Source organism: Devosia sp. (assembly GCF_034675085.1).
In the GTDB taxonomy this organism is placed as follows: domain Bacteria; phylum Pseudomonadota; class Alphaproteobacteria; order Rhizobiales; family Devosiaceae; genus Devosia.
On record NZ_JAUCDN010000100.1, the window covers coordinates 1 to 10,211 of the forward strand.

Sequence of the window (10,211 nt, forward strand, 5' to 3'; positions counted from 1 at the left end):
GGCGGATTTCGGCGGGGTCGGAAATGGGGGCGGCCAGCACATTGGCCACCAGCGGCACGGCGGGGGCCTGCATGGCCACTTCGGCCAGCGCCGCCTGCATGGCCTCGGCGGCCGGCTGCATCAGCGAACAGTGGAACGGCGCGCTCACCGGCAGCAGCAGCGCGCGCTTGGCGCCCTTGCCCTTGGCGATCTCCACCGCGCGCTCCACCGCGCCGGTGGCGCCCGACACCACCACCTGCCCCGGCGCGTTGTCATTGGCGACGTCGCAGACCTCGCCCTGCCCGGCTTCGGCGGCGACGGCGCGGGCCGTCTCCAGGTCCAGCCCCAAAAGCGCCGCCATGGCGCCATGGCCGACGGGCACGGCCTTCTGCATGGCCTGCCCGCGCGTCTTGAGCAGGCGCGCCGTATCGGCCAGCGAGAAGGTGCCGGCGGCGCAGAGCGCCGAATATTCGCCCAGCGAATGGCCGGCGACATAGGCGACGCTGTCGGCCAGGCGCACGCCCCGGGCTTCGAGCGCCCGAACCACCGCCATGCTCGCCGCCATCAGGGCCGGCTGGGCATTCTCGGTGAGGCGCAGCACGTCCTCGGGGCCCTCGAACATGGTGGCGGACAGATTTTGCCCCAGCGCCTCGTCCACTTCGGCAAACACCGCCCGCGCCTCGGGAAAGGCGTCGGCCAGCTCCTTGCCCATGCCCACGGCCTGGCTGCCCTGGCCGGGAAAGGTGAATGCGCGTCTGGTCATTTTCTGGCCCTCTGTTTGCCGCTCAGTTAGACAGGCGCCGGGCGCCCTGTCCAGTTTGCCGCGCGTTTGCCGGGTGTAGGGGGCGGAGTCAAGGCATCGCCCGGATTTTGCCGAAAATCCGGCACTTTGTTAACGGGCGGCCCCTAGAATTGTTTCCACTATTCACGGAGCTGCCCGAGTGTATCAGCGGATGTCACCCTCCCGCGCCTGGGACCCGATCCCCGACCAGCCGATTGCGGAATCCGCGGTCATCGGCGTTCTGGTGATGGGGCTGTGCATCCTTGGCATCCAGACGCGGCTGATCTTCTCGCTGGCCAGCATCTGGCCGGCCAATGCCTTCCTGCTCGGCATCCTGCTCATCCGCCAGGGAGCCAACCGCCCGCTCACCTGGCTGCTGGCAGGGCTCGGCTATGTGCTGGCCGATCTGCTCTCGGGCAGTTCGCTCACCAAGGCGCTGGCGCTCAATGGCGTCAATCTGGTCGGGGTCGGCATGGGGCTCATGGCCTTTCGCGCCATCGGCCCCGAGCGCTTCACCCTGACGCGTCCCCTCGACACCATCAATGTCGTGCTGGTGATGACCGCCGCCGCCTCGGGCGCGGCGGCCGGCGGCGCCGTTGCCGGCCATTTCCTCTTCGATATGGACTGGCTGGCGAGCTATGGCCTGTGGTTCTCCGCCGAGCTGGTCAATTACGCCATCTTCCTGCCGGTGGCGCTGGCCACGCTGTCGCCCGATCCCGACAAGTTCCGCTTCGCCTCGCGCAATCCGGCCGTGGCGCGGGTGCAGGTGGTGGCCCTGGCGCTACTGGTTTTCTCCACTTACTGCATGCACTGGTTCGGCGGCCCCGGCGCCCCCGCCTATGTGGTGCCCTGCATGCTCTGGTGCGCGGTGTGCTTCCGGCCCTTCGCCAGCGCCATCCTGGCCATGCTCACCTGCACCTGGATTCTCATCGCCGGGCCGCTGGGCTATATAAGGCTCAATATCGACATGCTCTCGGCCACCGACGCCGCCTCCTTCCGGCTGGGCGTGATGATGGTGTGCGTGGGCGCCTTCGCCGTGTCGGTCATCAACGACGTCTGGCGCCGGACCAATCTGGAGCTGCGGCACCTGGCCACCCATGACGCGCTGACCGAATTGTGCAATCGCCGCGCCTTCATGGACGCCCTCGCCGCCCGCATCGGTATGCGGCCTGCCGGGCCGTTCAGCCTGCTCATGCTCGATATCGACCATTTCAAGCGCATCAATGACGAGCACGGCCATCCGGTGGGCGACCGCGTTCTGATCGCCCTGGCCGAGGCGCTACGCCGCACCGGCCTGGTCAGCGGAAGGCTGGGCGGGGAGGAATTCGCCCTATTGGTGGAAGGCCCCCTCGCCGCCCCCGGCCTGGCGACGGCCGAAAGCCTGCTGGCGGCCGTGCGCAAAATCAGGGTGCCCGTTTCCGGGGGCAGCAGCGTGGGCATCACCGTCAGCATCGGGATTGCCGAATGGCGGCCGGGCGAGGATGCGAGCAGCCTGCTCACCGCCAGCGACAGCGCCCTCTACACCGCCAAGCGCGCAGGGCGCGACCGCATCGCCAGCGCGCAGGATCCCTTGCCATTGGACGCGGATTGCCCTATAGCGCCGCCAGCAATTCGTTTGGCCGGGGGCTGAACGGAGGGTTCGGTTCTTGCCGAACAGGACATTTCAGGTCCGGCCTCCCGTGTTCCCGCTCTTTGCAAGACTGCTTTGACGCCTTTCCGGCTTCAAGGAGGCTCCGCGCCAGACATTGCCCTTTGTAGAAAAGAAGGAAGGCGCATACATGGCCCTTTACGAGCATATCTTCCTGGCGCGCCAGGACGTTTCCCAGCAGCAGGTCGAAGACCTCACCGCTGCGCTGACCGAAATCCTCGCCCAGGGCGGCGGCAAGGTCACCAAGAACGAATATTGGGGCCTCAAGAGCCTCTCCTACCGCATCCGCAAGAACCGCAAGGCTCACTATACGCTGATGAACATCGACGCTCCGGCCCCCGCCGTTGCCGAGATGGAGCGCCAGATGCGCATCAATGAAGACGTGCTGCGCTTCATGACCGTGCGTGTCGACGAGCTGGAAGAAGGCCCCTCGGCCATGATGCAGAAGCGCGACCGTGACGACCGCGATGGCGGCGATCGCCGTGGCGACCGCGGTGGCTTCAGCGGCGAACGCCGCCCGCGCCGTTTCTAATTTGAAGGACTGAACAGCTATGGCAATCAAAGACCTCACCACCGCCCAGGCCCGCCGTCCGTTCCAGCGCCGCCGCAAGACCTGCCCGTTCTCGGGCGAGGGCGCGCCGAAGATCGACTACAAGGACGTGCGCCTGCTGAGCCGCTACGTGTCCGAGCGCGGCAAGATCGTGCCGAGCCGCATCACCGCCGTTTCGGCCAAGAAGCAGCGCGAGCTGGCCCAGGCCATCAAGCGCGCCCGCTTCATCGGCATCATGCCCTACGCCGTTCAGTAAGAACGGCCCGTTGGGGTCGCGGATGGTCCGCGGCTCCTAACCGTCCATGAGACGGGACAGCCACAAGGAATACCCAGATGAAAGTCATTCTGCTCGAACGCATCGGCCGCACCGGCTCCATTGGCGACGAAGTCGTGGTCAAGGACGGTTTTGCCCGCAACTTCCTGCTGCCCCAGGGCAAGGCGCTGCGCGCCAACGAGGCCAACCGCAAGAAGTTCGAGGCCGAGCGCGCCCATATCGAAAAGCGCAATGAAGAGCGCCGCAACGCCGCTGCCGGCATTGCCGAGGGTCTGAACGGCCACACCCTGACGATGATTCGTCAGGCCGGCGAAACCGGCCAGCTCTACGGCTCGGTCGCCGCCCGCGATATCGTGGAAGGCCTGGCCGGCGACGGCTTCACTATCCAGCGCGGTCAGGTCGACCTCGCCGATCCGATCAAGACGGTCGGCGTGCACACCGTCTCGCTCGCCCTGCATCCGGAAGTCGCCGTGACCATCACCGTCAACGTCGCCCGCTCCGAGGACGAGGCCACCCGTCAGGCCGCTGGCGAGGACGTCTCGGTCCATACCCTGGAAGTCGAGGAAAACAGCGACTTCGCCGCCGGCCAGAAGGACGCGCTCCAGGACGACCGCTTCGAGGAATAGTTCCCTCGCACATCGCTCATCGAAAAGGCCGGGCCCAGCGCCCGGCCTTTTTGTTCCACAAGCTCTCCCCAGCCCCGATGTCATCCCGCCCCCCGCGCCGGGGCGAAGGCGGGGTGACGATCCGTATCCCTGCCCCCGACTCGCGGCCATTCTCGTGCCGCAGTGCTATGCAATGGGCTGGGGGAACAATCCCCGTTCTCCCCGGAGTTCACACCCCGGGTTGGCATTGCGTTAACCTTGTATGCCTACCCCGGAGACTCCACCCGAGTCGCGTGGTTAAGAAAGGTTAACACCGCATCGAGACAGTCATGGCAGAGATAGCGCTCCTCCACCCTCCGGCAGAAGACAAGTCGTTCCGCCTCGCTCCGCACAATGTGGAAGCCGAGCAGGCGCTGCTGGGCGCCATTCTGATCAACAACGACGCCTTCTACCGGGTTTCGGACTTTCTCGAGCCGACCCATTTCTATGAGCCCATCCATCGCGACATCTACGAGCTGGCGGGCAAGATAATCCGCGCCGGCAAGTCGGCCGACCCCACCACCATCAAGACCCACCTGCCCGACCAGCTGCTGCCCGACGTCACCATGGCGCAATATCTGGCGCGGCTGGCGGCGGAAGCCACCACCGTGCTCAACGCCGCCGATTACGGCCAGGCCATCTACGATCTCGCCATCCGCCGCAATCTGATCCTGGTCGGCGAGGAGATGGTGCAGGTGGCCTATGAGTCCGATGTCGAGATGACGCCGGACAAGCAGATCGAAAAGGTCGAGGGCGAACTGTTCCAGCTGGCCGAAAAGGGCCGCTACGATGGCGGCTTCCTCAATTTCGGCACCGCCCTCAATGCCTCCATCCAGATGGCGGGCGAAGCCTTCCAGCGCGATGGCGGGCTTTCGGGCACCGCCACGGGCCTGGATGATCTCGACCGCCAGATGGGCGGCTTGCAGCGAAGCGACCTCATCATCCTGGCCGGGCGTCCGGCCATGGGCAAGACCTCGCTGGTCACCAATATCGCCTTCAACATCGCCAAGGCCTGGCGCGGCGAGATCACCCCCGATGGTCACCAGAAGACCGTCAATGGCGGCGTGGTCGGCTTTTTCAGCTTGGAAATGAGTTCCGAGCAGCTCGCCACCCGTATCCTGGCCGAGCAGGCCGAAATCTCCTCCTCCGACATCCGCCGCGGCCGCATCCACGACAACCAGTTCTCCAAGCTGGTCGATGTCTCCAACATGATGAGCAAGCTGCCGCTCTATATCGACGACACCGGCGGCATCAGCGTCGCCCAACTCGCCGCGCGGGCCCGCCGCCTCAAGCGCCAGAAGGGGCTCGACTGCCTCATCATCGACTATCTGCAACTGCTCAGCGGCTCCTCCAAGGCCGCCAGCCAGAACCGCGTGCAGGAGCTCACCGAGATCACCACCACGCTCAAGGCTCTAGCCAAGGAGTTGGAGGTGCCGATCATCGCGCTGTCCCAGCTTTCCCGTCAGGTCGAGGCGCGCGACGACAAGCATCCCCAGCTCGCCGACCTGCGTGAATCGGGCTCCATCGAGCAGGACGCCGACGTTGTGCTATTTGTTTACCGGGAAGAGTATTATCTCAAGAACAAGGAGCCCAAGGAAGGGACGCCCGAACACATGGCCTGGCAGGGGGAGATGGAAAAGGTGCACGGCAAGGCCGAAGTCATCATCGCCAAGCAACGCCATGGTCCCACGGGCACGGTTCAGCTAAGCTTCGAGGCGCAGTTCACGCGCTTCGGCAATCTTGCACGAGCCGATTACCTGCCCGAACGTATGGAATAGGCATGGCGTTGACTTCGGGCCTTGGGGGCCAGCTCAATATCGATCTGGGCGCGCTGGCGCGCAACTGGCGGGCCCTGGACAAGGTCAGCGCCGGGGCGCTGACGGGAGCGGTGGTCAAGGCCGATGCCTATGGCACCGGCATTGCGATGTCGGCGCGGGCGCTGCACGCCGCCGGGGCGCGCTTCTTTTTCGTGGCCACGCCCGACGAGGGCCTGGCGGTGCGCGCTTCGGTGCCCGACGCCCATATCTTCGTGCTCAACGGGCTCTATCCGGGCGCGGCCAATCTCTATATCCGGCAAAATCTCATGCCGGTCATCGCCTCCATGGCCATGCTCGAGGAATGGCTGGGCAAGTGCCTCGAACGCAATGAGGCCTATCCGGCGGCGCTGCATTTCGACACCGGCATCAACCGCCTCGGCTTCCGCCTCAACGAGGCGGGGCTGGTGCGCGAGCGGCTGGCCAGCCTGGGCTATGCCCCACAGATGGTCATGAGCCATTTGGCCTGCGCCGACATGCCCAGCCATGAGAAGAACCGCACGCAACTGGCGCTGTTCAGCTCGCTTCTGACCCAATTCCCCGGCGTTCCGGCGTCGCTGGCCAATTCGGCGGGGCTGATGACCGGGCGCGATTATCACTTCCAGATGGTGCGCCCCGGCATCGCGCTTTACGGCGGCCGCGCCGTCAGCGGCCGCAAGAACCCCATGGCGCCGGTGGTCACCCTGCACGTGCCCATCCTGCAAATCACCGAGGCGCGTACCGGGGAGACAGTGGGTTATGGCGCCGGCCATTCGCTGTCGCGCAACAGCAGGCTGGCCATTCTCAGCCATGGCTATGCCGACGGCTTTTTCCGCTCGCTTTCGGGCTCCAATATGCGCCCCGGCGGCAAGGTGTTCATTCGCGGCGTGCTCTGCCCGGTGCTGGGCCGGATATCGATGGACCAGACGGTGGTCGACGTCACCGAACTGGGCTCCAACCTGCCCCTTCCCGGCGAAGGCGCCGAGGTTTTCGGCCCCAATATCGCGGTGGACGATCAGGCCGATGCCGCCGGCACCATCGGCTATGAACTGCTGACCTCCCTCAAGGGCCGCTACAGCCGCAACTATATCGGCGACGGCAATCTGCCGGAGGGGTGATCCCCGGCAGATCGGTTGCAGATCGGTTACGCTTACAGTTCTTTCTTCATCCGGCTGTCCACCGACCAGACGCCCCCGCCAAAGGCGGCATAGATGCCCACGGCGCCGGTCCAGAACAGCGAGGCGTTGATCGCCTTGCCCTGCACCTGGGCCAGGAAGCCCATCCCGCCATCGGCCAGCCGCCGCAGCCCGTCACTGGTGAAATATTGCGCCGCCTCGGGCGAATTGAGCAGCGCGATCCCCTCTGGCGTCAGGAATGTCGGACCATAGGGGTTGACCCAGTGATACCACAGCGTCACCGCCAGCATCACCGTATTGGCCAGCGCCGCCGGCCGCGTCAGGAAGCCGATGGCGATGAGCACGCCCCCGACCAGATTGACGATGCCGAGCAGCGGGGACCAGAACCAGCCGGGGTAGAAATTGAGGCTTTCCACGAAACCCGACATGGCCATGGGATTGCCCATCTTGTGCCAGCCCTCATAGGCCAGCACCAGGCCCACGGCCACGCGCAGGGCCACCCAGGCGAAGGGCTTGGCGAAGCCCTCGTAGAAATTGCCGAGGAACGGCAGGACGAGACGGCTCCGCGCCGAATTTTGCGAGACGCCATTCGCAGTGTCTATCTGAGTTGACATGATCGACCTCCCTGGATCATGCCGCCAAATTACGCCGCCCCAGCCCGGGTGACGTTGAGCGAAATCAAGTTCCGCGCAGCCCCCTCATCCGCCCCTTCGGGGCACCTTCTCCCGCAAGGGGAGAAGGGCGGCTCCGTGCCTGGGGCACTATCCCTCCCCACCCACCGCCCCTCCCTCTCCCCTTGCGGGAGAGGGACAGCTTTTCTGCGTCCAGCAGAAAAGCAGGGTGAGGGGCTTCGAGCCGTCCCGCAGGGCAAATCGCCTCATTGGGGCGATTTGAGGAGAGAGGGCCATGAGAGCTACGCTCTAATGGCGCAAAATCGCCCCCGAGTTCCTGTTTCGTTCTTGCAGCCACCCCGCCCCGCTGCTAGGGTGCGCCTTATTCAAATCCGGACCCTATCTTGGCCAAATCCCGCTCCTCCTTCGTCTGCCAGTCCTGTGGCGCCGTCACCACCCGCTGGCAGGGACGGTGCGATGCCTGCGGGGAATGGAATTCCATCGTCGAGGAAATCACCGATAGCGGCGTCGGCGCCGGCCCCAAGGCGGCCAAATCCAATGGCCGCCCGGCCAATCTGGTCCCCCTTTCGGGGGAAACCGAGAGCGCCGCCCGCGTCGTCACCGGCATTGCCGAGCTTGATCGCGTCACCGGCGGCGGCTTCGTCATGGGCTCGGCCCTGCTGGTTGGCGGCGATCCGGGCATCGGCAAGTCCACCCTGCTTCTGCAATCGGCGGCGGCGCTGGCCAATCGGGGCAGGCGCGTCGTCTATGTATCGGGCGAGGAGGCGGTGGCGCAGGTGCGCCTGCGCGCCCAGCGGCTGGGCCTGGGCGAAGCCGGGGTGTTGCTCGCCGCCGAGACGAATGTGGAAATCATCCTCGCCACGCTCGAAAACGGCCCGGCGCCGGATCTCGTCATCATCGATTCCATCCAGACGCTGTGGACCGACCGCGTCGACAGCGCGCCGGGCACCGTGACGCAGGTGCGCACCTCGGCACAGGCCCTCACCCGCTTTGCCAAGAAGAGCGGCGCGGCGGTGGTTCTGGTCGGCCACGTCACCAAGGACGGGCAGATCGCCGGGCCCCGCGTCGTCGAGCACATGGTCGATGCCGTGCTCTATTTCGAGGGCGACAGCAGCCACACCTTCCGCATCCTGCGCGGCGTCAAGAACCGCTATGGCGCCACCGACGAGATCGGCGTTTTCGCCATGACCGAGCGCGGGCTCGAACAGGTGGCCAATCCTTCGGCCCTGTTCCTCGACCAGCGCGACGAAGGGGCCGCCGGCTCGGCGGTCTTCGCCGGCATGGAGGGCACGCGGCCTCTGCTCATCGAAATCCAGGCGCTGGTGGCGCCCTCGCCGCTGGGCACGCCGCGCCGCGCCGTGGTGGGCTGGGATTCTCAGCGCCTCTCCATGGTCCTGGCCGTGCTCGAAACCCGGTGCGGGGTGCGCATCGGGGCCAATGACATCTATTTGAATGTCGCCGGGGGCCTAAAGATCAACGAGCCCGCCGCCGATATCGCGGTGGCGGCGGCGCTGATTTCCTCGCTCACCAATTCGCCCCTGCCCTCCGATTCCGTCTATTTCGGCGAGATTTCGCTGGCCGGGGGCATTCGGCCGGTCGTTCATGGCGCGCTGCGGCTGCGCGAGGCGCAGAAACTGGGCTTCCGCGCCGTTTCTACCGGCCGGCTCAGCGCCGCCGACCGCAATTGCGGGCTGGAGCTTTCCGAATTTTCCACCCTTTCCGAACTGGTGGGGCGCATCGCCGCCAATGGCGCCATGCCGGCGCCCCAGCGCGAGGAATGGTAGCCATGCCGATGCGATTCGGCGGCTTGGAAGGCGGCTGCGCCCTTGGCAGGGCGGCTCAAAGCGGATAAACGAAGCCCACGCGGCCGGGGCGGCCAATGGAGCGAAGCGAACTTATGCTGACAGCATTCGACGTGGGTGTGGGTGTTCTGGTGCTGATTTCAGCGATCCTGGCCACGGCGCGCGGGCTGACGCGCGAAGTGCTCTCGCTGGCCACCTGGGCCGGTTCGGCGGCCATCGCCATCTATATGTGGCAGTATCACCCCGAGATCGCCCGCCAATATGTGGCCGAGCCCATTGTGGCCGACATCGCCACCGTGGTGGTCAGCTTCATTCTCTCGCTGATCGTTTTGCACCTGCTCACCATGCGCATCGCCGATTTCGTCGTCGATAGCCGCATCGGGCCGATCGACCGCACGCTGGGCTTCGTCTTCGGCGTGCTGCGCGGCATTCTCATCGCCATCGTCATCACCATTTTCGGCGTCTGGCTTTTGCCCAACAATCTGCCGAGTTGGGCCGCCAACGCCCAGACGCTGCCGCCGCTGCAAAACATGGGCAATCAGTTGATCGGGATGCTGCCCGACGGGCTGGAGCAGCAGGTGACCAAGATGCTCAAGGGCGGCTCCGGCCTCACCGAGGGCAGCGAGGCGCCCGAGACCCTGCCCGACGAAGGCACCGATTCCACCGAAGACGGTTCGGTCCCGGTCGGCGCGCAGACCTGAAACCACAGCGGCGGGCCATGGCACGGCCCCTCGAAATAGGCTATTGCCGGGGGTGGCGCACCGAACCGCCCCCGGGCGCTGGAAGCATTGGCATGGAGATCCCCCGTGAGCCATCCGAGCACTGACGACAGCTTCGATATCGATGGCGACACGCTGCATGAAGAGTGCGGCGTGTTTGGCATTTTGGGTCATGGCGACGCCGCGGCGCTCACCGCGCTGGGCCTGCATGCCCTTCAGCATCGCGGGCAGGAAGCGGCGGGCATCGCCAGCT

Annotated in this window: 10 protein-coding genes and 1 pseudogene; 9 read left to right on the forward strand and 2 right to left on the reverse strand. The window is 65.9% G+C overall.

What is annotated here, in order from left to right; translation table 11 throughout:
- On the reverse strand, positions 1 to 742 hold a 742-nt coding region (locus VDP82_RS08220), incomplete at its 3' end, for an ACP S-malonyltransferase (RefSeq protein ID WP_323014366.1).
- A gap of 190 nt (positions 743 to 932) precedes the next feature.
- Between VDP82_RS08220 and VDP82_RS08225 the strand changes: the two genes are divergently transcribed.
- From VDP82_RS08225 to alr, 6 genes are all read left to right on the forward strand, one after another.
- Positions 933 to 2,390 carry a diguanylate cyclase gene (locus VDP82_RS08225; protein ID WP_323014367.1) on the forward strand — a complete coding sequence of 486 codons (1,458 nt, stop codon included), beginning with the start codon at positions 933 to 935 and terminating at the stop codon, positions 2,388 to 2,390.
- 148 nt (positions 2,391 to 2,538) lie between these two features.
- A complete protein-coding gene (gene rpsF / locus VDP82_RS08230) occupies positions 2,539 to 2,940 on the forward strand; it encodes a 30S ribosomal protein S6 (protein WP_323014368.1) in 402 nt (133 codons plus the stop codon).
- 19 nt (positions 2,941 to 2,959) lie between these two features.
- On the forward strand, positions 2,960 to 3,214 hold the full coding sequence (gene rpsR, locus VDP82_RS08235) for a 30S ribosomal protein S18 (protein WP_046169334.1): 255 nt from the start codon (positions 2,960 to 2,962) through the stop codon (positions 3,212 to 3,214).
- Between the two features lie 77 nt (positions 3,215 to 3,291).
- A complete protein-coding gene (rplI, locus tag VDP82_RS08240) occupies positions 3,292 to 3,858 on the forward strand; it encodes a 50S ribosomal protein L9 (RefSeq protein ID WP_323014369.1) in 567 nt (188 codons plus the stop codon).
- A gap of 308 nt (positions 3,859 to 4,166) precedes the next feature.
- A complete protein-coding gene (locus VDP82_RS08245) occupies positions 4,167 to 5,654 on the forward strand; it encodes a replicative DNA helicase (RefSeq protein ID WP_323014370.1) in 1,488 nt (495 codons plus the stop codon).
- 2 nt (positions 5,655 to 5,656) lie between these two features.
- Positions 5,657 to 6,787 (forward strand): alanine racemase, encoded by a 1,131-nt coding sequence (gene alr / locus VDP82_RS08250; RefSeq protein ID WP_323014371.1) that lies wholly within the window; start codon positions 5,657 to 5,659, stop codon positions 6,785 to 6,787.
- A gap of 32 nt (positions 6,788 to 6,819) precedes the next feature.
- On the opposite strand, the gene VDP82_RS08255 is transcribed toward alr, so the two are convergent.
- Positions 6,820 to 7,419 carry a DoxX family protein gene (locus VDP82_RS08255; protein WP_323014372.1) on the reverse strand — a complete coding sequence of 200 codons (600 nt, stop codon included), beginning with the start codon at positions 7,417 to 7,419 and terminating at the stop codon, positions 6,820 to 6,822.
- A gap of 401 nt (positions 7,420 to 7,820) precedes the next feature.
- Between VDP82_RS08255 and radA the strand changes: the two genes are divergently transcribed.
- The 3 genes and pseudogenes from radA to VDP82_RS08270 all read left to right on the forward strand — a co-directional run.
- On the forward strand, positions 7,821 to 9,221 hold the full coding sequence (gene radA / locus VDP82_RS08260; RefSeq protein WP_323014373.1) for a DNA repair protein RadA: 1,401 nt from the start codon (positions 7,821 to 7,823) through the stop codon (positions 9,219 to 9,221).
- A gap of 113 nt (positions 9,222 to 9,334) precedes the next feature.
- Positions 9,335 to 9,940 carry a CvpA family protein gene (locus VDP82_RS08265; RefSeq protein ID WP_323014374.1) on the forward strand — a complete coding sequence of 202 codons (606 nt, stop codon included), beginning with the start codon at positions 9,335 to 9,337 and terminating at the stop codon, positions 9,938 to 9,940.
- A gap of 105 nt (positions 9,941 to 10,045) precedes the next feature.
- Positions 10,046 to 10,211 (forward strand): annotated as a pseudogene (locus tag VDP82_RS08270) (amidophosphoribosyltransferase); the annotation flags it as partial.